The following is a 22101-nucleotide window of genomic DNA, read 5'->3' on the forward strand; positions in this document are numbered from 1 at the left end:
AATTGGAACGCTGTCTCAGGGCTGATTTTTTTGTAATGCCAATAACCGCTCTGTCGCTTTGGCCTTCATGTCCTTGTTGGCGGTTGAAACCTGTAAACCGTCAAATATCTGTTTCGCCTGATCGTAATATACTTTTCGGTCATTTTTCCGAAGGTTGCCCTGAGTTAGCAGCTGGTAGTAACCTTCCGCCTCGGAGTACCGGAGCCATTCTCGGTACGTGACGGCGGTACCGCTTTTGGCGGCCAAGCATTCGTCGAGTTGTTTTTGAATGGCTGCAATGTCCCCGCCGGCTGATTTGGAACTTCTGCAATTGTCGAGGTCACGTTGCAGGGAGGCTACTTTGGCTTGCAGCTCCTTATCCGGTCCCCCGCCACCCCCTCCACCACCTCCGCCGCCTCCGCCACCAACTGCGGCCGTCAGGAGCTGGCGTTCCATGCCTTTGATTTCCAGGTCTTTCATGTTGATCTGATTACGGAGGTCGTTCACCATTTGCATATCGATACCCTTGCTGTCCAATGTGCGCCGAAGCTCGCCGATCGTCTGGCGGTAAGTAACCAATGCTTCGGTCAGTTTGGCAATGCCCGTCGATAGGCGTTTATTTTGCTCATGGGCGGCAGACGCTGCCAGGTTGTTAAAATGGCTCATGATGCTGTTGACGCGGCTTTCAATGTCTACGAGCTGCGTCCTTGCCGTTGCCTTGGCCATTTCGTCGGTGGCGCTGCTGTACAGGCCGTCCAACTGAATGAGCCGGCGCGATATCTGGCTGAGGGTGTCGGTATCGACCAGCATCGGGTCCTGCTCCTCGACGATCAGCCGGTACTTGCGGGTTTCCGACGCGTCCACCGAGTCGGGGACCCGCATGAGCAGGTACACGGCCGCAAGCGGAAAAGTGAGCGAGAGCACATACATGCCTACGAACTTCCCGATCGCTGTTTTTCGCTGGTTTTTGTTAGTTGGCTCCATCATCTTGCGGTATGGTGACGTCTCGTGGGCCCAGACCCAGGCCAAGGCGCAGGCCCAAGCCCAGGGTTGAAACCCTGGGTTAAAATATCATAGGTAGCGCCAGAGGCGCGGTTCATTTTGTATCCAGGGGCTTCAGCCCCTGGGAAGGGGACATAGTACTTATGGCTGTCACAGCGGGCTCCAACGCGACTTTGTTTTTTCCGGCTGTACCGGCGGCTCGTGTACCGGGCTTTCGATGATAAAGACCTGCTGCCCTTTGCGCTTGCCGATGAACTCCAACTGGCTCAATTTCAGAAACAAAGCCGTCCACATACTATAAAAACCATCGATAATCCGCAGGCCCGGCAATATGTCATTGTGGTTGTACGGTACCTGTATTATAGCCAATAGTTGCTTTTCAATGCTGCCAGGCGAATCATCGGCCCATTCGCCGAGGTAGGCCAGTAATTCCTCCTTTTCGCGGTCCGTCAGGCATTCCAGCGATACCCGAATGGCCTGGGCTGTCTGGATCATCGAGGTTATCATTTGCACCGGCGGCTCAAATGGCACCATTCTTTGGAAACTGATATTAACCATCGCCATTGTGCTCACGAGCATTTCCACCATCATTTGAACACTATCGGAAAGCGTACTCTTCTGACTTTTCGTTTTGATCTTCTGCAAAATCCGGAACGAATACATTTCAATGTCGCTTAGGTAACTTGTCCACCGGCTGTGCCATTCGCGCAGGTTTTTGTGGCTGCGTACTGCCCGGCTGGCCGGTACGAAATCGTGCAAAACGCGTAGTTCGGAGTTGCTGTATGCCAATTTTCCGATGATCAGCCCCGGACCGCCCCATTGCTCGATGTTAATGATTTCCGAAGGCACCAGGCTTATGCGCGTCAGCGGGAGCGTGTATGGATGCCGTACCGGAATTTCCGTTTCCGAAGGTGTTCCCGAAGGCTGCCTTTCGGACAATCCCACGCTGATTACCATATATATTTCCACATTCTGCGTCATCGGAAGCCGGTATTGTTCCAGAATTCCGGCCAGCGAACTATCGAGTTTCAGATCGTCTGTTTCTTCGATGTCAAGCAGGCTCCCGTCGGGGGTAATGGCCTGGCAGCGGTTTACTTTCACCCTGATCTGGTTGCCCGCGTCGCCCAATACTTGTACTTCCAGCGGATCATTCCCTTCTTTCGGGAGCAGGAGACCGTAGTTGAGCGGTGTCAGGAATGCTGCCCCGGCGCGTCGAACCTGATCGGTGTGATAATGATCTGTTTCGATAAAATGCTGCCGCGAGATTTTCATCCCGTCGATCCAGTTGACGGCCATGCGACGGATATCTGCCATACCAATTTGCAATTACGAGTACTACATTTTCATGGCTGCTTTTACCAGCCCTATCACCGAACGTACACCGAATTTTCTGAACAGACTCCGCCGGTAGGCTTCCACGGTGGAAATGCTCACTTGCAGCCTTTCGGCGATCTCCTTGGAGCTCATTTCGTCCATGATCAGATCCAGGATTTCCTTTTCGCGCTTTGTCAGTTCCATAATTAAAACACTTAGACAAAGTTGTTGCGGCGCGGGCGCTATTTCAATCGGCAGATACCCTGAATTTTCCGGATTTTTACCCTGATTTTACTAATGGTTTCGACTGCTGTTTCTAAGGGTTTCCCATGATGAAAACTAGCAAAAAACTACACTACGCCCATGCGGACCGCTATTTTGGTAAGGCCTACCGAGTTTCTGACACCCAGTTTCTGAAAGAGGTTACGGCGGTGCGTTTCGACGGTTTTGTCGCTGATACAAAGCTCGCTGGCAATCTTGTTGGTAGAGTATTCGCTGGCCACGAGCCGGAGGATTTCAACTTCTCTTTTACTTAAAAAATCACGTGTGGAAGGTGCCGGCTCCTGGATATAATTGTCCATGGAAGTTTCGGCAAGTTTGAGCATAACTTCCTGCCCGTAATACACTTTTCCTTCCGAAACGGCACGTATGGCGCGTTCCCATTCATCGAGCTCGGCTTCGAAAACAATGTAGCCGCTTACGCCCGACCGCACTACTTCACGCACGGATTCACCCGAAGGGCTGGGGGCGAGCAACAGGAATTTCAGTTTGGGGTAGAGTTTTCTGATCTTTAAAATCTGGTCTGCCGTCTTCTCGGCGTGATGGGCAAATACTACAACGATATCGATTTCTTTCAGGTAGGGTAACTGCGTGATTTGTTCCAAATTGTTGCACTTACCAACCAGCTCTATATAGGACCTCCTCCTCAGCCATTCTGCAACAGCCTCGCACTCCAAGGGGTGTGGATGAACGAGGCACGCGTGTGTAATAGATTGTTCCATACTTTTCGGGGTTGAGTATTAGAATTGATACACCAAAAGTAGTTCTAAGCACTAGGTAAGGTCAATACGGGAAAGTACAGGAAAAACCAGGTAAGATTACGGGGTTTCGTAACAGGTTGAAAATTAGCCTTTTTTGGACGAAATCCTAACTAATTGTTTGCATTACTTCAAATATAAGGGAATCCCTTAGGGGTATTCACTGACTGTTTACTATATACGTCGAACTATTTCTCGGGTTATTCCTTGATCCGCCCGTATTTGCGCATGATTTCCAGGACTTTGTCCTTAGGAAGCTCTTCCACCTTGTGCCCCTGCGTGCCTTCGGAGGTTTTAGCCATGAAAAGTGAGTTGATAATCGCCTCCTCGGTAGCTTCGATGGCGGCCATAAAGAGTGGAGAAACGTAATCATTGTGCAAGTACGCCGAGCTGAAAACCGCTTCGGACGTTTCGTGCAGCACCTTGTTGGCCGTCGAGAAGGCGATCACAAAATCGCCGCTGCCATTTGAGGCGATACCGCCGGTTTGGGCCATGCCGAGCATAGCACGTTTGGCAAGCCGTTTCAGGTTACGGGCGTCCAAGGGCGCGTCGGTCGCGAGTATCATCATACACGAGCCGTCCGATGATTTGTCGAGGGATTCTTTGAATGCATATTTGCCCAGCTCCTGGCCCACAGGCACGCCGTTTACTTTCAAGACACCGCCGAAATTGGTTTGTACCAGCACGCCTACCGTATAATTCCCGAGCTTTTCGGGCAATTTTCGTGACGCAGTGCCAATGCCGCCTTTCCAGCCAAAACAAACTGTGCCGGTACCTGCTCCTACATTCCCCTCGACGACCGGCCCGTTTTCCGCCTGCGCCAATGCATTCAGGACGTGGTCCTTCCGCACGTGCCTTCCGCGGATGTCGTTCAGGAAACCGTCATTGGTTTCGCCGATCACCGGGTTCACCGATCTGACATTCTCGTTGCCTTTCTGTGACAGCGTCCAGTCGATTACCGCGTCGGCAGCCGTGGGTACGCTCAATGTATTGGTTAAAACAATGGGAGATTCAATGGTACCGAGCTCCTCTACCTGCGCATAGCCCGTCATTTTGCCAAAACCATTTCCAATGTACATCGCCGCCTGCACCTTTTGCTGGAAAATATTGCCGTCGTGCGGAAGAATGGCTGTCACGCCCGTGCGCACGTCCGCGCCTTCCGTGAGCGTCACCTGGCCAACTTTCACGCCGGCTACATCCGTGATCGCATTCAACGCCCCCGTAGGCAGCATACCGATTTTGATACCCAGCTCGCGGGGACGTTTCTGGGCAGCGAGGGTGAGCGGTAAAACGAGAAATAGTGCAAGGAGGCGCTTCATAAGTCAATTCGATTCAGATTGAAATATAACAAAAAATCCACTGGGAACCGGGGCTCTCCAGTGGATACATCTGCTGTTGAAGTGTAATTTTAGTCCTCGTCCGGGCGTGCCTTTTCAGGATCGATCACCGTCTCCATGCGGCTTACCGCCGATGTGCTGAAAAATCCGAGTGCTTTCGGTCCCTTTGGATCCGCATTCACGACATTCGACCGGACATTGGCAATGGGTGTCGCAAACAACCCGCCATTGGCAGCCTGCTCGCTCACCTGTTTAAGGAATTCGAATGCTTCGTAGGTAATGCTGTGCAGCTCTACACCCACTTCCGCCCCGGCCGAATACAGCGAGTCTGTCGTGATCGACTCGCGCAGCGGCAGGATGAATATCAGGCCATCGGACGGCGCTCCGGCACCGAATGCAGCGTCGTAAGCAATGGAGATATTCACCGCTTTATCCACAACTGCCTTGCCGCGGATCACGGGTTTGATCCAGTAAGTATCGCCTTCGCCTTCGAGATCGCGGGCGTAAAATGAAGCAACAAAACCTTCACGAGGGCCTTTATCGGGTTCAAAAGGCCACTTTTCGTGGCGATAAACCACCGAATCCACGGTTGGTACGCGTTTCAGCTCGGATTTGGCAGTAAAGGTGTCGGTACCATTCACCACTTTGAGGGAGTAGGTGCGGCCCACGCGCCCGAGGGTGTCGGCAGTCGTTTTACCCCAGGTATATTTGCCGTCGCCGTCGGCATCTTCGAATTTGTAAACCTTGCCTTTGTCGTCGGTAACGGTCACTTCCGCGCCCAGCACGGGTTTTGGTGCATTGTTATCGAAGTAAGCTTGCGACCAGGTTAACTTAATGGCCTGCTCACCGGGCTGGTTGGTAAGCCAGCCGTCTACCACAAGCTGGGAAGGCCCATTGGCCGTATCAAGGTCGATCACATCTTCGCAGCTCGTGAGCGTAGCGACTGCCAGCGCGAACAATGCGGGGAATTTGAGGTATTTCAATGTATTAAGCTTTTTCATCATTGCTATATTTCAGGCTTGATAGATTTCCGTTGGTTGGTGTCAGAACTTGAAGTTGTAGGTAACCGAAGGAATGAAATTTCCGATCACAGAATAGCGGACGGCCTCCGTTTTGAGCGGATTATCCTCGTTCACCCGTGTGTAGACGGAGAACGGGTTACGGCGGTTGTAAACATTGTAAACCGAGAATACCCATTCACCTTCACCGACCTTGAAAAGTTTCTTTTTCGCCTTCAATGTAGCCGCCAGATCCAGGCGGTGGTAGGCAGGAATGCGGCTGTTATTGCGGAAGCCACCATAATTGTTGCCAATCTCGAAGCCGCCGGTATGGTAACGGTTGGTCGGGAATGTGGCCGGGGTACCGCTTTGAATCGTGAAATTCGACGAGAGCGACAGACGCTTGGTCAGTTCATAAATAGCTACCGCGGTGATATTATGCGGTTTATCGAAACGGGCCGGGAACCAGTCGTCGTTGTTCACAGATTCAACCAAACGCTCGGTTCTGGACAATGTGTAGCTCACCCAGCCGGTCAGGCGCCCTTTGTTTTTCTTCACATAAAATTCAGCCCCATAAGCGCGGCCTTTGCCGAACAGCAGGTCGCCGGTGAAATATTCATTCAGCAGCAGGTCGGAAGCGGGTACGTAGTCGATCTGGTTGTACAGTTTTTTGTAATACAACTCAACAGACGCCTCGTAGGTGTTGTTATTGAAGTTCTGGAACCAGCCTATCGCAACCTGATCGGCCTTTTCAGGCTTGATATTGAGGCCGCTCAATGTCCAGACATCCAACGGCGAGCTGGCCGCGGTGTTGGAAAGCAAATGCAGGTATTGCGAGGTACGGTTATAGCTGGCTTTGATGGACGCATTGCTCGTAACACCGATATTTAACGCGGCGCGCGGTTCCAGGTTGCCGTAGCTTTTGATCACATCTCCTCTTTTATAATCAGTGCCCGGGAAAATCGGGTCTTTGCTAACGCCTTTGCCTTTGTCGGCGTACTCGTATTCAGTTGCAGGGCCGAGGCTGCGGAAGTAGGAGTAGCGAACACCATACTGCAATGAAATGCGGTCGCCGAATTTCAGCTCGTTACCTACATACAATGCAGACTCGTCGGCATAGCGCGGTTCCAGGCTGATGTCCTGCATATCGCCTTCCGAAACGAATGTCGCTTTGCCCGGGCGTGTATCATAATAAATGTACTGGCCTCCGAATGTCAGCTGGTTGTTAGGGGTAATGTAAAAAGTAAAATCAGGTTTGATGCTCGTGCTGATAATCTTCGATTTCCAGTCGAACCGGTCTTTGGCGTCGGGCTTATTCTGGTTCTGGCCGAGGTTATAGTCGTAGTTGCTGTAATAGCCGGTCAGGTTCATGAAAAGTTTGTTGGAGAAAATGTGGTTCCAGCGTGCAGTCGCCGTTTTGTTGCCCCATCCGAAGCCGAAATCGCCCCCACCGAACACGTCTTTTCCGAAGTAACCCGAGGCATAGAATGTATCCTTGTTGCCCAATTGATAATTCACCTTAGCCGTAAGGTCATAGAAATAGAATTTGGAATCCTTCAAATCCGAGTTCAAAAAAGGTTTTGCCAGCACATCAATGTACGAACGACGTCCAGCGACGATGAACGACCCTTTTCCCTTAGCAAATGGCTGTTCGTAAGTCAAGCGCGAGAAGATCGAGCCGATACCACCATTGATCTCGCGTTTCTTGGCATTACCTTCTTTCATCCGCACATCGAGAATGGAAGAAATACGGCCGCCATATTGCGAAGGGATACCGCCTTTGATCAGTTTCACATCCTTCACGGCATCCGGGTTGAACACCGAGAAGAAGCCGAACAAGTGGGAAGAGTTGTAAACCGGTGCCTCATCGAGCAACACCAGATTTTGAGAAACATCGCCCCCACGCACATTGAAACCCGACGCACCTTCTCCGACGGTCGTCACGCCGGGAAGCAGCTGAATACTGCGGATCAAATCCACTTCGCCGAGCAATGCAGGCATTTTGCGGATGGTTTTCATCTCCACTTTGTTTACCGACATTTCAATGCTGCGGACGTTCTCGTCTTCCTTTTGCGTCGAAATCGTCACTTCCGCCAGCTGACTGCTTTCGTCGGCCATTTCAATGCTCACGGTTTTGTCGCCGTCGAGTACCACCTCGCGGGTCACTTTCTGGTAACCGATGTAGGTAAATACGAGCGTGTATTTGCCGTCGGGAAGAGTCAGTGAATAGAAACCGTACGGGTTTGTAACGACGCCGGTTTCCGCTTCACGCACGTAAACGGATACGCCAATGAGTCCCTCGCCATTCGAGTTGTCTTTGACGTAACCGCTTACCGAGTGCCGGTTCTGCGCAAGGGCCGGCAGGCTGATCAGGGCTAATAGAAGGCATTTGAGTATTCTGTTTTTCATGGACTTTTATGGTAGTTACTATAAATTGGTTTATTCTGTTGCTGGTAGGAAAGGAATCAGGCCGTTTTTAAGTATGACGATCAAATTGAATTTTTCCTTTTCTCCGTGACAACTCAGTGTGGATATACCCCCTGCCGATGGCTGAAAATTATTTCGACATTTTTTTCAAGGCTCGACAAAGCACGTGTTAATCAGCCTAAAATGACAGCAAAAAATGATGAACTGGTAAAAAACCTGAATAAATGGCTCGATGCCCAAAGTGAAGCGTCGAAAAGTGCAATGGTACTATTTCAAGGTATTTTTGACACGGCGGATGTGTCGGGGCATTCTTGAAGAAGCTTTGAGGAGGTTTTTTGCAAAAGAGGGTGGATGAAATCGGGAGCGATTTCGGTTAATGGCGCCAGCACAAAACGGCGGTCCTGGATGCGTGGGTGCGGTAATGTAAGCCGGGCGCTATCCATAATGGTTTGCCCGAAATATAAAATGTCGATGTCGATCACGCGTGCGCCCCAGCGCTCGTAACGTACGCGCCCGAGGTCGTGTTCGATGTTGAGGATGATCCTGAGTAAGTCCTCAGGCAGGAGGGAGGTGGTAATTTCGAGTACCTGGTTCAGGAATACCGGTTGGTCGGTAATACCCCAGGGTTCGGTTTCGTAAATGGCCGATTGATTGCCAATGCTTCCCGCTTGTTCAGCGATAGCCTCACGTGCGGATGTAAGTACCTGCCCGCGATCGCCGAGGTTGGAGCCTAACAACAGAAAAACCTGACCGGTAGCCGCCATCACAAAAAATGTTTGGAATAATCAATTCACGAAAAAAAGGACTTCCCGATGGAGGAAAGTCCTTTTCCAATAAATTCGTAAAATTCCTTTTAGAACGTAAGCGTTCCTTTATCGTATGCTTTTTGTATAGTTGCTTCGATACCGTTTTTGTTGATGGTACGAAGAGCAGAAGCTGCTACTTTCAACGTAACCCATTCTCCTGATGAAGGAAGGAAGAAACGTTTCTTTTGCAAATTCGGGAAGAATTTACGTTTTGTTTTATTGTTAGCGTGAGAAACGTTATTTCCGACGCGAGTTCTTTTACCTGATATTTGACAAACCTTAGCCATGACTTACAATTTTTCCAAATGAGGGTGCAAAGATGCGTAATTAATTTTTTTTGAGCAAGTAACGATAAAACAAATTTTTAAAAAACTCCATTTTACCATCTCATTCTGAACCCGACACCGTGCACATTGTCAATGCGAATGTCCGGATCGCCGGAGAGGTATTTGCGTAATCTCGAAATGAAAACATCGAGGCTGCGGCCCATAAAATAGTCGTCGTCGCCCCATATGGCCTTCAAAAGCTCGTCCCGGCGGATCACCTGATCGGTGCGTTCGGCCATGAATTTTAACACTTCGGCCTCGCGAAATGTGAGGCTTTGCGATTTGCCGTCGAGCGTTAACGTCAATTTTTGAAAATCGAACACATATTTGCCGATCTGCCTGCTGCCGGGCTTTACGACCAGTATCGAATCGGCTTTGCTGCGACGGAGGAAAACGTCGATCCGCAGTTTCAGCTCTTCAATGCTGAATGGCTTGGTCACATAATCGTCGGCGCCGAGTTTGAGGCCTTTGATCTTGTCTTCCTGCATCGAGCGGGCGGAAAGGAACAGGATGGGTACCTGGCTGTCGGAGCTGCGGATTTTCTCGGCTAATGTGAAACCGTCCATTTTGGGCAGCATAATGTCGAGCACACAAATATCGAAATGCTCTTTGCCGAAAAATTCCAGCGCTTCGGCGCCGTCCGTCGCATGCACGACTTCGTAATCGTATTGTTCGAGGTTATCCTTGGTAGCAAATGCCAGATTGGGGTCGTCTTCGACGTACAGGATTCTCTTTTTCATCAAGCGTGTTTCTGCGGAATAGTGATTTTAAATGTACTGCCTTTGCCCAGGGCACTTTCCAGCCCGAGGTGCCAATGGTGCGCACGGACGATCTGCTTGACATAACTCAAACCGATCCCGAAACCTTTCACATTATGCACATCGCCGTAAGGAATGCGGAAAAACTGGTTGAAAACCTTCTTCTGGTACTCCGGTGCGATGCCTATGCCCTGGTCGCGGACTGCAATAACGAGGTTTTTGCCCTTATTGTATGTTTCAACGACCACATCCGGCACATCATCGGAATATTTCAATGCATTATCGACGAGGTTGCTGATCAGGCAGCGCAGGTGAAATGGGTCGGCGTCGATCATACTATCGGTCGCATTGGCCTGGAAACGCACTTTTTCCTCATAAGGCAACAAAATCGACTGGATCATCTGCCGGGCGTCGAGCCGTTCTTTTTGCAAATGCAATGCATCGCGCTCGGCTTTGGCCATGGAAAGTACCATTTCTACCTGACCCTGCAAGCGTAAAATCTCATCCTGAACAATTTGCACATAGCGTTTATGGCGCGTCGGCTGGGATACGATATTATCCGAATTCAAAACATCGGCGGCAATGCGGATGGTCGAAATAGGCGTTTGCAACTCGTGGGTCATGTTATTGACAAAATCGCGCTGCACTTCCGAAAGCTGTTTTTGCCTTAAAATCACAAACAAGGCATAGGCAAAGAAGGAAACCGCCACGAGTACCAGCGCCGACGACCAGATGGCACCGCTAATACTGCCCGCGAAATAGGTCTCCTGCTCCGGAAAGCGCACACCGAAATAATAGGGGTATTTGTCTGTTTTAATCCAGTTGGTCGTTTTCGCGGGGATTTTGTCGTTGTTTTTAGTGCTCAGCGACATTCCGTAGCGAATGCGGTTGGTGGTACAATCGTAAATACCGACTTCGAAGTTGGTGATCAGGTTATGTTTCGTGAAACTGTCCCTGATAAAATGTTCCAGCATTTCGGGCTGGGTGGTGGCGTTGGTATTCACCAGGAAATACTCCGGTGAAAGTTGCTCCACCGGGTTGGTGGTTTGCATTACCCCACATACATGGGCCAATTTCCCGGCAACGTCCTGCAAGGCTATGTGGGCATTCTGGTTGAACTGCCGGTGCCGGAGGTCGAGCGCCTGCTTCACCCAGTAAATCTGCGTAATTACCACGCCGATAATGAGTAATGCGGAAAAAACCGTGAGGGATTGAATGGTACGTCTTGACATAACTAACTCGAAATGACCATTAAATATACGGCCATTCGTTCAATTAAACAGCCGTGCCAGCCGTGATATGACCGTAGCGGCGGTGTTTAACATTTCATTAACTTTTTAAGGTTTCAAATTGGTAAGATGGTAATCGATCAAGCCTTCGAGCGGCGATTTCAGAATGCGGCCTGTTTTTAAACCATTGTTTTCCAGAACCATCCGCAGGATATCCTGGTAGTAATAGGCAATCGAACCGGTGAAATGAACAGGGTGCCGAGCCGCATTAGTATGCTTCAAAACGTACTTTTTCACGAACAACCCGAATGCATTCCGAAGCAATGCCTGCATGAACTCGTGGGTACGATTTTCGGCAATGAACTTGGAATAGGAAGCAAAATACCTGTTCGGATAGGGCTTTTTGTAAGCATGATCGAGCACGGTGAGGCGGTCGAGGCCGGGGTATTGATTTACAAAACTTTCATGAAGGTCCGGCGGCAGCTCGTTTTGCAGGTAATGCACGACCAATGTTTTGCCAAGATAGGAGCCACTGCCTTCATCACCCAGCCAGAAACCCAGCGAGCCTATCGAATGCGTAATGCGGATGCCATCGAAAAACGCATTGTTCGCACCCGTACCTAATATACATGCGAGCCCGGGCTCATGGCCGCACAGCCCGCGCGCCGCGCCGAGCATGTCCGAAGCCACTTCCACGATATCCGCGGAGGGAAAACAATGCTTCAATGCATTGGTTACCGGCAGGCTCGATTGCTCGTTGGCACAGCCCGCGCCATAGAAATGGATTTCCTGAATGTCATCGCCGATGGCGGGCAAGACCTCCTTTTGCAGCACGGGGATGATTTCTTCGGTAGTCTGGTAAAACGGGTTAATGCCTGCCGATTGCATCGGTAGATAATCTCCGGCGATCTGGACATCAATACGGGCCCAGTCTGTTTTGGTGGAGCCGCTGTCGGCTATCAGGATATATTTGGAAGCCATGGAAATCTTGAAACGAACTGATTACTCGGGCAATTGTAATTTTCCGATGATATTGAACCGCTCGAAAACGCGTTCGGTATGCGGGGCGTCGCCGAGTTCTTTGGTGAGGTCCTGGCCGGCCCAATGCTCGTAATGGTGGCCGTTGCGCCAGAGCCGCGACGCGCTCACATCGTAAATCATTCCTTTATATGCACACCAAATTTCCTCCCTGTCCTGCCCGTTGCGAAGCGCCAGTTGTGCCCTGGTATATACTTTCATTATATTGTTTTAGCGCGCAATTTAGCGATAACGGTATTCCGTTGGAAAATTTAAGGATTGATCCACCACGAATATTTTGATTATAAGACTAAAATGTAAGAACTTGGCGTTCTGAAAAGACATTTACGAAAAATAAAATATGAGAAAAAGTTACGCTCTTCTTTGGTGTTCAATCTTAATGCTGGCACTGGTAGCCACCGGTTGCAAAAAGAAAGTTGCACCTGTATCTGAAAGAATTGCAAAGGCCTGGACGGCTGAATCTGTGAAGCACGGCGCGACGGTGGTTTACACCCGCGGCGGTTCCGGTAACATCGAAGCAGCGTACTCGGGCTTCCGCCTGACGCTTACCAACAGCGGTGGTACTAAAACCGCGAGCCTTACCGATGTGGATGGCAAAACCTTCACCGGAAACTGGGACCTGGAAGGAGATACCAAGCTGGTACTCACCAATCTGACCCCTGCGCCAACTGGTTCTGGCGGCAAGCTGGAATTCAACATCAGCGGGCTGGACGATGCCAAAGTGGTGCTCACACGCCTCACCGCAAGCCCTAAAACCGGCGGTACTATTAATGAATATACATTGACTAACCCGTAAGCGGAAAGTCGATCCGGCATATCATCTTCGAAGCCATTTCCAATGCGGGAATGGCTTCGCTTTTTTTGTCTAATTTTGCGGCATGGAAACAAGAACTGAAATCAGCAGCCTGGGGGAATTCGGGCTGATTCAAAGAATAAATAAGGGCATCCGGCCAACATTACCCGATACTGTAAGAGGCATTGGCGATGATGCGGCGGTAATTGACCTGGGAGAAGAATTTGGTTTGCTGACGACCGATATGTTCCTGGAAGGCATCCATTTCGACCTTACGTTTTTTCCACTCAAACATCTTGGGTACAAGATCATCGCGGCAGGCATTTCCGACATTGCGGCCATGAATGGCATTCCGCGGCAGGTAACCATTAATCTCGCATTGAGCAACCGGTTTTCGGTGGAGGCTGTGGACGAGCTTTATGAAGGAATGAAGCTGGCTTGCAAGGATTTTAATGTAGATCTGGTAGGCGGTGATACCACATCGTCGCGGTCGGGGCTCATTATTTCCGTGAGTGCTTTTGGTAAGGTTAAAAAAGAAAAGATCGCATACCGTAATACCGCACAGCCGAACGACCTGCTTTGCGTGACCGGCGATCTGGGCGGCGCTTATATGGGCCTTCAATTGCTGGAAAGGGAAAAACAGGTGTTCATGGCTAATCCCAATATGCAGCCGGAACTGGATGGAAAGGACTACGTAATCCAGCGACAGCTGCGCCCGGAAGCGAGAATGGACGTGGTATACGAGCTCGAAGAAGCCGGGGTAATCCCGACGTCGATGATCGACCTGTCGGATGGCCTGGCCTCCGATCTCCTGCATATATGTGCGCAGTCGGGCGTAGGTGCCGTGATTTTTGAAGAGCGCCTGCCGATCGACGAGCAGACCTACCTGGCGGCTTCGGAATTGAATATTGGCGCAGCCACGGCCGCATTGAATGGTGGTGAAGATTATGAATTACTCTTCACGGTTTCGCAATCGGCTTACGAACTGATCAAGAACAATCCCAAGATTACATTTATCGGGTATATCACAGATAAAAAAGGAGAAGTAGAGCTGCATACCAAGGGCGATTCGCGCGTGCCGCTCACGGCGCAAGGCTGGAATGCCTGAGCTATTCCCACTCGAAAAAGCCTGAAAGCATAACCTTCACCGGTTGTGCTTTTTTTTGTTCCAACGTATAAGCAACCATCGGAAAGATTTGGTCGTAATCGCGACGTATCCAATTCATCTCTAACAAATCATAATTAAATCCGATGAAAATCTTTTCAACTTCCAAAATGCTGGTTGCATTGGGGCTGTTAATGGCCGTGAGCTTCTCCTGCTCGGACGACGACGACAAGGGCGATCCCACACCAACACCCACCAACGATGTTCAATTGAAAGACAATCCGACGCTGGGCAAGATACTGACCGACAAAGATGGTAAGACGCTTTACTACTTCTCGAAAGACGCCTCCGGTGCTTCGGCTTGTGCGGGAGGTTGCCTTACTACCTGGCCAATCTACTCGGCAGGCGACCTGGCGAACATTAAACTCGACGCCGGGCTGGATAAGGCCGATTTCGGGACGATTACGACAGACGGTAAGCCACAAACCACTTATAAAGGCTGGCCGCTTTACTACTATAAAGACGATGCGGCTGCGGGCGAAGCGAAAGGTGAAAATGTTGGTACAATATGGTTTGTCGTCAAAACCGACTACACTATTATGATTGCCAATGGCCAGCTGGTGGGCAATGATGGAAAATCGTACAAATCAGATTACACCGAGGGTACAGGTGCTACGCCATTCTTCACCGATGCCAAGGGAAGAACATTGTACGCATTTGCCAATGATAAAAACAATAAGAATAACTACACAAAAGCCGACTTTTCGAACGACGCTGCGTGGCCTATTTACACCGCTGACCTGAAATCGTTGCCTTCGACTGTCGATAAGACGCTTTTCAGCACGATCGATGTATTTGGCAAAAAACAGCTCACTTACAAAGGCTGGCCGCTTTACTATTTCGGTGCGGACGGAACGACGAGAGGCGCTACCAAAGGCGTAAGCGTTCCTACACCGGGTAAGTGGCCGATCGTTAACCTGCAATCACCAAATGCGCCTAACTAAATAAGTGCTTATTACCTGTTGCAGTAAAAAAGTGGCGTCCCCGAGTGGGATCGCCACTTTTTCTGTTATGGATGGAATGGATTTTACTTGCCCCAGCGCGCCACCAGTTCCTCGAATTGGCGCTGCAAATGCAATGTGCGCTGGCCGGCCGCGCCATTAGCAACCGGCTGATCACCGATCTGCACCACTGGCATGACCCATTTGGTAGTGCTGGTCGTGAAAAATTCGTCGGCGGTTATCACTTCTTTATAGGTTACCGGCCTGATTTCCACTTCGAAATCGGCCTTAGCCAATTCGATCACCACGCGGCGGGTGACGCCATTGAGGATATTCCGGTCGGAGGTAATGAGTTTATCCCCCTGGAATGCAAAGAGGTTGCTGCGCGTGAGCTCGCTTACTTCGCCGTCTTTGTGGAAAAGCAAGTCGGCGGCATTCTGGCGTTTCAGTTCATCGGCCATGAGTACCATATGCACATAATTGGTGGTCTTAACCTCCGGCAGATCGCGAACATATTCGTAGGGAAGCACTTTAATGCCTTTCAAACGGCCCGCCGGATTATCCTGCGGCAATGCTTCCGTGCGGATCAGGAGATTGGGCTGCACCACGTGCACGCTGTCCGGCGCATAACCGCCCGTGAGTACGAATCGGAATGCCACTTCCGCTTCTCCCGACATTGCATGCAAATCTGCAAGGATCTTTTCCGTCTCGCCTTGCGTCACCGGAAGCGGCAATTTGAGCAGCCGTGCAGAATTTTCGAAGCGCTGCCAGTAATCGTCCCACCGGAAGGGAACGCCATTGTAAGTCCTGAAAAAGTCGAATAATCCATAACCGCGCAGCAATCCGAGGTCATTCGTTTGATAAACCGGCTGATCGAGCGGGACGATTTCGCCGTTGAAATATTGGTAAAAAGGCATTGAATGCGGATTTTGTTGATCGGGGTAAAGTTATTGATAAAGGGTTTTCAAATACTCCTTTTGTAAATGTAAATGCCAATTTTTAGGTTTTATCTTTGCGGTTCACATAACCCGTCGGGCCGGTTAAGGAACCTGGCAACATTACGCTTCGCATGATCCAACCCACAGCATTACTTGAAAAACTGCAAATTGAATTCGACCGGCATTCCTATGGCGACGCGCCCGTGGAGCTTTACGAGCCGATAACCTATATTATGTCGCTTGGCGGAAAGCGTTTCCGGCCGTTGCTGACGCTCCTTGCCGCTTCCATTTTTGATACGAATGTTGAAAAGGCTATGAAACCGGCCATGGCGGTAGAGGTTTTCCACAATTTCACGCTCATGCACGATGATATTATGGACCGCGCGCCGTTGCGCCGGGGCATGCCTACCGTGCACGAGAAATGGAATGCGAATACGGCCATTCTCTCCGGAGACGTAATGCTCATCCGCGCGTACGACCTGCTGCTCGATGTGCCGCAGGAGAAGTTACGTTCGGTATTAATGCGATTTAACCAGACAGCCGCCGAAGTATGCGAAGGCCAGCAGCTCGATATGAACTTCGAAACGCGCTGGGACGTGACGGAGGAAGAATACATTGGCATGATCCGTCTGAAAACTTCGGTACTCCTCGGTTTTGCATTGGAACTGGGCGGCATGATCGCCGGAGCGGACGAGGAACCAACGAAGCTGCTATATTCGGCGGGAGAGAATATGGGGATCGGCTTCCAGCTGAAAGACGACCTGCTGGACGTGTACGGCGATCCGGCGAAGTTTGGAAAACAGGTAGGCGGCGATATTATTGCCAACAAAAAGACATTCCTGCTCATTGAAGCACTATCCAAAGCAGAGGGCGATTTGAAAGCTAGCCTCGACCGCTGGATAAGCCTTGAAACATTTGATAATGCAGAGAAAGTAGCCGCGGTAACCGCCATCTATGACGCGTTGGATATCCGCGCATTTACCGAACGTAAAATAAATGATTATTTCTCGCGCGGAATGGCTAGTTTACAGCAACTGCGCACGGATAGCGTTCAGAAGGCAGTGCTCTTGGAGTTTGTGGAGCAGCTTGTGGCGCGGGAAAAGTAATTTTATCAACAAATAACCCATTATATGTCGATTACCCTCATTTTAGTGATCATAACTTCCGGGATCAGCTACTATGCGTTCAACAATTACAGTTTGATGGACAAACTGATCCTGAACCCTTACCGCGTAACGCAGCGCAATGAATATTACCGGTTTCTCACCTCCGGTTTTGTGCACGCGGATTTCGGCCACCTCATTTTCAACATGCTCAGTTTGTGGTTTGTGGGCGAAAGCATCGAGCGGTTATTTGCCATGCTGTTTGGGCCCAGCGGGACGTTCTACTACTTGTTCCTCTATCTCGTGGGCATTATCGTCTCAGACATTCCGACCTTTTTGAAACACCGGAAAAACTCGAAATACAATTCACTCGGGGCTTCCGGTGGGGTTTCTGCGGTGCTTTTTGCGGCTATTCTTTATGCGCCGCTGATGCAGATTTGCCTGTATTTCTTTATTTGTATGCCCGGTTTCATATTCGGCTTGCTGTTCCTCGGATACTCTTTTTACGAGGCACGCCGGGGTACAAGCTATGTGAACCACAGCGCGCACATGTATGGGGCTATTTTCGGGATGGTTTTTATGGCTGTGGTGTATCCTGGCGCGGTACCACAGTTTTTCCAGCAAATCCTGAGCTGGCGCTTATTTTAATGTAGCCAGCACGGTAACACTACCTACCGTCTTATCTTGCAGATTAACGTTGATTTCGGCGTCCAGGGGAATATACAAATCGACTCTGGACCCGAATTTGATAAAGCCCATTTCGGTGCTTTGCTCCACTTTATCACCTTCCTTCACATACCAGCGTATACGACGCGCAGCCGCACCCGCGATTTGGCGGAATAGCACTTCCACGCCTTCGATCGTGCGGATTACGACCGTAGTACGCTCGTTTTCAGTACTAGACTTCGGGTGCCATGCAACAAGGTAGAGGCCTGGGTGGTATTTGAAATATTGAATAACCCCACTGATCGGGTTCCAGTTGACGTGCACATTCAGCGGCGACATGAAGATGCTGATCTGGCGACGCGGCCCTTTGAAATATTCTGTTTCTACAACTTCTTCGATTACAACCACCTTGCCATCACAAGGAGCCACAATCTGGCGGTCGCTTTTGTGGACCACGCGCGAAGGAACACGGAAAAACTGCACGACGAGAAAGAAAATGACAATGCTCGCAATCAGTGTCAAACGGGGGATCCAGTAGCCGTCGGGAAGGAGATAGTTGATCCCTAAATTAATAATGATCAGCACAATGGCCGTCACAGCCATGATCGTATATCCCTCTCTGTGCAGTTTCATGCAGGTTTATTTTTCGTTAATGATGGTATTTGACTGCAAATATCGCATAAATCCTGATTTTCCGGCAACGAAAAAGCCCCGACGGGTTACGCCGGGGCTTTTTCGTAACGTCTCTTATGACTTTGGCCAGGTGTTGTCAGTTATGGTCAAGTGTAGTCATTGGTAGTCGGGAGGAGAATGTTTCTCTGCCTTTTTTACAAAACATGACCGCGCGGTGGACCGCAACATCTGACTATTCTTGACGACACTTGACAAAAAGTGACTAGTCTTCATGAACGTCAACCACAACGCAGTCGCCATTCTTCACCTCGTGCTCCACTTTCTTGAACTTCACGTCGCGGACAATGCGGCCGTCGCGGTACTGGACCGAAACGCGCTGGTTACGGTCGGCGATTTTGATGGTGCGGACCGGCTGTGCCTTCGTGGTCGATTCCTGGGTGTGGAAAGTGTCGCTTTCCAGGTCATAATCTTCCTCGCGGTTGGTGTGCAGCTCGGGCGCTGGCTCCGGACGGCGTACCTGCTGCGGTACTGCTGTCGGCGGCGCTGCTTCTTCCTGCGGAATGTCGGCTTTCATGAGGAAGGAGATCATATCGAAATTCACTTTGCTCAGGAAGCGTTTGAAGAGCTCCACCGATTCGAATTTGTAGATCAGCAATGGATCTTTCTGCTCGAATACCGCATTCTGAACGGATTGTTTCAAATCGTCCATTTCACGCAAATGCTCTTTCCATTCCTGGTCGATGAGCGAAAGCACGATCGCCTTCTCCATTTCGCGGGTAATGTCCTTGCCTTCGCTTTCGATGGCTTTTTGCAAACCTACAACCACGCCGGCCTGACGGATACCGTCGCTGAACGGAATCATAATTTCGCTGATCACCGCGCCGCGTTCGGCGTGGATCGAGCGGAGAACCGGCAATGCTTTGCCTGAAATACCGTCGTTTTTGTCCTGATATTGCTTCTCGGCCGCATCGTACAGTTTTTGCGACCGGTCCGAAGGTTTCAATGCAGCATATTCGTTTTCACTAAACGGCACTTCCATTCCCAATGTGGTAATGGCAGCGAGTTCCAGCTCTGCGTAACTTCCGGCAGTCGTGGCGATTTCGTCGCACACATCGTACAATGTGTTGGCAATATCCACCGCCAGACGATCTCCGAACAATGCATTGCGGCGGCGGGTATAAATCGCGTCACGCTGGTAGTTCATTACATCGTCATATTCGAGCAGGCGTTTCCGCATACCGAAGTTGTTTTCTTCAACTTTTTTCTGCGCTCTTTCGATCGATTTTGTGATCATGCTGCTCTGGATCACTTCGCCTTCTTCAAGGCCCATGCGGTCCATTACCTTCGCCATCCGGTCGGAACCGAACAAACGCATGAGGTTATCTTCCAATGACACGAAGAATTGAGACGAACCCGGGTCACCCTGACGTCCCGAACGACCACGCAGCTGGCGGTCGACGCGACGGCTTTCGTGGCGTTCCGTACCGATGATCGCCAAACCGCCCGAGGCTTTCGCTTCTGCGGTCAGCTTAATATCGGTACCACGACCGGCCATGTTGGTAGCAATCGTTACTGTGCCTGGTTTACCGGCTTCCGCAACTACTTCCGCCTCGCGCTGGTGTTGTTTCGCGTTCAAAACCTGGTGCGGGATCTTGCGGAGCGTCAGCATCCGGCTGATGATCTCGGAGTTTTCAACCGAAGTCGTACCCACGAGCACCGGCCTGCCGGCCTCCACGAGTTCTACGATTTCGTCGGTTACTGCATTATATTTCTCGCGAACCGATCGGTACACCTTATCTTCCTGGTCTTTACGAACGATTCCACGGTTGGTAGGGATCGTAACGACGTCGAGTTTGTAGATTTCCCAGAACTCGCCAGCTTCCGTTTCCGCCGTACCGGTCATACCGGCCAGCTTGTGATACATCCGGAAGTAGTTTTGCAGGGTAACCGTCGCGTAAGTCTGTGTCGCATCTTCCACGCGCACGCTTTCCTTCGCTTCGATGGCCTGGTGCAAGCCGTCGGAATAGCGGCGGCCTTCCATGATACGGCCGGTTTGCTCATCGACGATCTTCACCTTTCCGTCCATGATCACGTATTCCACGTCTTTTTCAAACAATGTAAATGCTTTCAAAAGTTGGTTAACGGTGTGGATACGGGCTGTTTTTACGGAATAATCACGGATCAATGCTTCTTTCGCGATCACACGGTCGTGCTCGTTGAGCGAAGTATCTTTTTCGATCGCATCGAGATCGACGGCGATGTCCGGGAGAATGAAGAAATTGGTTTCCTCCGATTCACCCGTCAGGAAGTCGATCCCTTTTTCGGTCAGTTCGATGCTGTTGTGGCGCTCGTCGATCGTGAAGTAGAGCGGCGCATCAGCCTGCGGCATCAGTTTCTGGTTTTCTGCAAGGTAAATCGATTCCGATTCCTGCATAATGGCCTTTACACCGCCTTCGCTGAGGTATTTGATCAAAGGCTTGTACTTAGGCATACCGCGGTGTGCGCGGAACAATGCCAGACCGCCCTCTTTTTTATCTCCTGCCTGGATTTTCTTTTTCGCGTCGTTCAGGAAGTCCATCGCAAGGCGCTTCTGCGCTTCGACGATCCTTGAAACACGTGGTTTCAGTTCCAAAAACTCCTGCTCGTCACCCCGTGGTACCGGACCGCTGATGATCAATGGCGTACGCGCATCGTCAATCAAAACGGAATCGACCTCATCGACCATTGCGAAATGGTGCTTGCGCTGCACGAGCTCTTCCGGCGTCCGTGACATATTGTCACGCAGGTAATCGAAACCGAATTCGTTGTTGGTACCGTAAGTAAGGTCTGCTTTATAGGCATTGCGGCGTGCAATGGTATTCGGCTGGTGGCGGTCGATACAGTCGACGCTCAGGCCGTGGAATTCAAAAAGTGGTGCATTCCACTCGGCATCGCGTTTTGCGAGGTAGTCGTTCACGGTTACAATGTGAACGCCCTGTCCGGCCAATGCATTCAGGAAGGAAGGGAGCGTAGCCACGAGGGTTTTACCTTCACCCGTTGCCATTTCGGAGATCTTACCCTGGTGCAACACCACACCACCAATCAGCTGCACATCGTAATGGATCATGTTCCATTTGATAGGCTGCCCGATCACGTCCCAGGTAGTATTCCAGATTGCTTTATCGCCGCTAACGGTCACATTCGACTTTTTAGTGGAGATTTCACGGTCAAAAAAGTTGGCGGTTACTTCCAGTGTATCATTTTCTGTGAAACGGCGTGCTGTATCTTTCACGATCGCGAATGCTTTCGGAAGAATTTCCAGCAATACCCTTTCCAGTTCTTTATTTCTTTCCAGTTCGAGGGCATCTATTTTCTTGAAGATAGCCTCTTTGCTGTCCACATTCGGTTCGTCGGCCGCCTGCTGTCTCAATGCAGCAATTTGTTCGTCGACGGATTTGAGTTGATCGGCAATATGTTGTTTCAGGTTCGCGGACTGTGCCCGGAGCTCATCATTCGACAGGGAGGCCAGGAGGGCATATTCGGCACTTACCTTTTCAACGTACGGGGTCAATTCTTTTAAGTCCCGTTCCGATTTCGTGCCGAACAGCTTGGAAAATATTTTAAACATGATG

At 50.4% G+C, this 22101-nt stretch carries 21 protein-coding genes; 5 read left to right on the top strand and 16 right to left on the bottom strand.

The features are described from left to right. Positions 1–15 precede the first annotated feature (15 nt). The 13 genes from BLQ88_RS11465 to BLQ88_RS11525 all read right to left on the bottom strand — a co-directional run bounded on the left by BLQ88_RS11465 (position 16) and on the right by BLQ88_RS11525 (position 12452). Entirely contained in the window at positions 16–966 is a 951-nt protein-coding gene (locus BLQ88_RS11465) for a hypothetical protein (RefSeq protein WP_229212670.1), read from the bottom strand. Positions 967–1131: 165 nt separating this feature from the next. Further along, the gene (locus tag BLQ88_RS11470) at positions 1132–2295 is read right to left on the bottom strand and encodes a hypothetical protein (RefSeq protein WP_090149459.1); all 1164 of its coding nucleotides are present in this window, start codon (positions 2293–2295) and stop codon (positions 1132–1134) included. Between the two features lie 21 nt (positions 2296–2316). Further along, complete coding sequence (locus BLQ88_RS11475) at positions 2317–2553, bottom strand: response regulator transcription factor (RefSeq protein WP_310590148.1); 237 nt, start codon at positions 2551–2553, stop codon at positions 2317–2319. Positions 2554–2645: 92 nt separating this feature from the next. Further along, on the bottom strand, positions 2646–3296 hold the full coding sequence (locus BLQ88_RS11480; RefSeq protein ID WP_090149464.1) for a response regulator transcription factor: 651 nt from the start codon (positions 3294–3296) through the stop codon (positions 2646–2648). A 236-nt stretch (positions 3297–3532) separates the two neighbouring features. Beyond that, positions 3533–4651: a DmpA family aminopeptidase gene (locus BLQ88_RS11485; RefSeq protein WP_090149467.1), complete on the bottom strand. Its 1119-nt coding sequence runs from the start codon at positions 4649–4651 to the stop codon at positions 3533–3535. 89 nt (positions 4652–4740) lie between these two features. Then, positions 4741–5673: a DUF4249 domain-containing protein gene (locus BLQ88_RS11490; RefSeq protein ID WP_090149469.1), complete on the bottom strand. Its 933-nt coding sequence runs from the start codon at positions 5671–5673 to the stop codon at positions 4741–4743. A gap of 39 nt (positions 5674–5712) precedes the next feature. Beyond that, positions 5713–8076 (bottom strand): TonB-dependent receptor, encoded by a 2364-nt coding sequence (locus BLQ88_RS11495; protein ID WP_090149472.1) that lies wholly within the window; start codon positions 8074–8076, stop codon positions 5713–5715. Positions 8077–8366: 290 nt separating this feature from the next. Then, a complete protein-coding gene (gene folK, locus BLQ88_RS11500) occupies positions 8367–8858 on the bottom strand; it encodes a 2-amino-4-hydroxy-6-hydroxymethyldihydropteridine diphosphokinase (RefSeq protein ID WP_090149474.1) in 492 nt (163 codons plus the stop codon). 89 nt (positions 8859–8947) lie between these two features. After that, positions 8948–9187, bottom strand: coding sequence for a 50S ribosomal protein L28 (gene rpmB, locus BLQ88_RS11505; RefSeq protein WP_015813019.1), 240 nt, complete (start codon positions 9185–9187; stop codon positions 8948–8950). Between the two features lie 92 nt (positions 9188–9279). Beyond that, on the bottom strand, positions 9280–9966 hold the full coding sequence (locus BLQ88_RS11510) for a response regulator transcription factor (protein WP_090149477.1): 687 nt from the start codon (positions 9964–9966) through the stop codon (positions 9280–9282). Further along, entirely contained in the window at positions 9966–11216 is a 1251-nt protein-coding gene (locus BLQ88_RS11515) for a sensor histidine kinase (RefSeq protein WP_090149478.1), read from the bottom strand. The genes BLQ88_RS11510 and BLQ88_RS11515 overlap by 1 nt, the downstream gene beginning before the upstream one ends. 105 nt (positions 11217–11321) lie before the next feature. Then, complete coding sequence (locus BLQ88_RS11520; RefSeq protein WP_090149481.1) at positions 11322–12194, bottom strand: N-acetylglucosamine kinase; 873 nt, start codon at positions 12192–12194, stop codon at positions 11322–11324. Positions 12195–12215: 21 nt separating this feature from the next. Next, positions 12216–12452, bottom strand: a complete 237-nt coding sequence (locus BLQ88_RS11525; RefSeq protein WP_015813015.1) for a cytochrome b5 domain-containing protein — start codon at positions 12450–12452, stop codon at positions 12216–12218. A 178-nt stretch (positions 12453–12630) separates the two neighbouring features. Between BLQ88_RS11525 and BLQ88_RS11530 the strand changes: the two genes are divergently transcribed. The 3 genes from BLQ88_RS11530 to BLQ88_RS11545 all read left to right on the top strand — a co-directional run bounded on the left by BLQ88_RS11530 (position 12631) and on the right by BLQ88_RS11545 (position 15153). Next, on the top strand, positions 12631–13047 hold the full coding sequence (locus BLQ88_RS11530) for a hypothetical protein (protein WP_229212671.1): 417 nt from the start codon (positions 12631–12633) through the stop codon (positions 13045–13047). An 82-nt stretch (positions 13048–13129) separates the two neighbouring features. Further along, entirely contained in the window at positions 13130–14152 is a 1023-nt protein-coding gene (gene thiL, locus BLQ88_RS11535; protein WP_090149486.1) for a thiamine-phosphate kinase, read from the top strand. 143 nt (positions 14153–14295) lie between these two features. Next, on the top strand, positions 14296–15153 hold the full coding sequence (locus tag BLQ88_RS11545) for a hypothetical protein (RefSeq protein WP_229212672.1): 858 nt from the start codon (positions 14296–14298) through the stop codon (positions 15151–15153). An 83-nt stretch (positions 15154–15236) separates the two neighbouring features. On the opposite strand, the gene BLQ88_RS11550 is transcribed toward BLQ88_RS11545, so the two are convergent. Further along, complete coding sequence (locus BLQ88_RS11550) at positions 15237–16067, bottom strand: aminotransferase class IV (RefSeq protein WP_090149493.1); 831 nt, start codon at positions 16065–16067, stop codon at positions 15237–15239. A gap of 155 nt (positions 16068–16222) precedes the next feature. Here BLQ88_RS11550 and BLQ88_RS11555 point away from each other — a divergent pair, with 155 nt between their 5' ends. Both BLQ88_RS11555 and BLQ88_RS11560 read left to right on the top strand, forming a co-directional pair. Further along, positions 16223–17194, top strand: a complete 972-nt coding sequence (locus tag BLQ88_RS11555) for a polyprenyl synthetase family protein (RefSeq protein ID WP_374754759.1) — start codon at positions 16223–16225, stop codon at positions 17192–17194. A gap of 24 nt (positions 17195–17218) precedes the next feature. Next, positions 17219–17839, top strand: coding sequence for a rhomboid family intramembrane serine protease (locus BLQ88_RS11560; RefSeq protein ID WP_090149497.1), 621 nt, complete (start codon positions 17219–17221; stop codon positions 17837–17839). Here BLQ88_RS11560 and BLQ88_RS11565 read toward each other — a convergent pair. Both BLQ88_RS11565 and secA read right to left on the bottom strand, forming a co-directional pair. Beyond that, positions 17831–18490: a phosphatidylserine decarboxylase family protein gene (locus tag BLQ88_RS11565; protein WP_090149500.1), complete on the bottom strand. Its 660-nt coding sequence runs from the start codon at positions 18488–18490 to the stop codon at positions 17831–17833. The genes BLQ88_RS11560 and BLQ88_RS11565 overlap by 9 nt on opposite strands. Before the next feature lie 262 nt (positions 18491–18752). Continuing rightward, positions 18753–22097: a preprotein translocase subunit SecA gene (secA, locus tag BLQ88_RS11570; RefSeq protein WP_090149501.1), complete on the bottom strand. Its 3345-nt coding sequence runs from the start codon at positions 22095–22097 to the stop codon at positions 18753–18755. Positions 22098–22101 lie beyond the last annotated feature (4 nt).

This window comes from Dyadobacter soli, assembly GCF_900101885.1.
Taxonomy (GTDB): domain Bacteria; phylum Bacteroidota; class Bacteroidia; order Cytophagales; family Spirosomataceae; genus Dyadobacter; species Dyadobacter soli.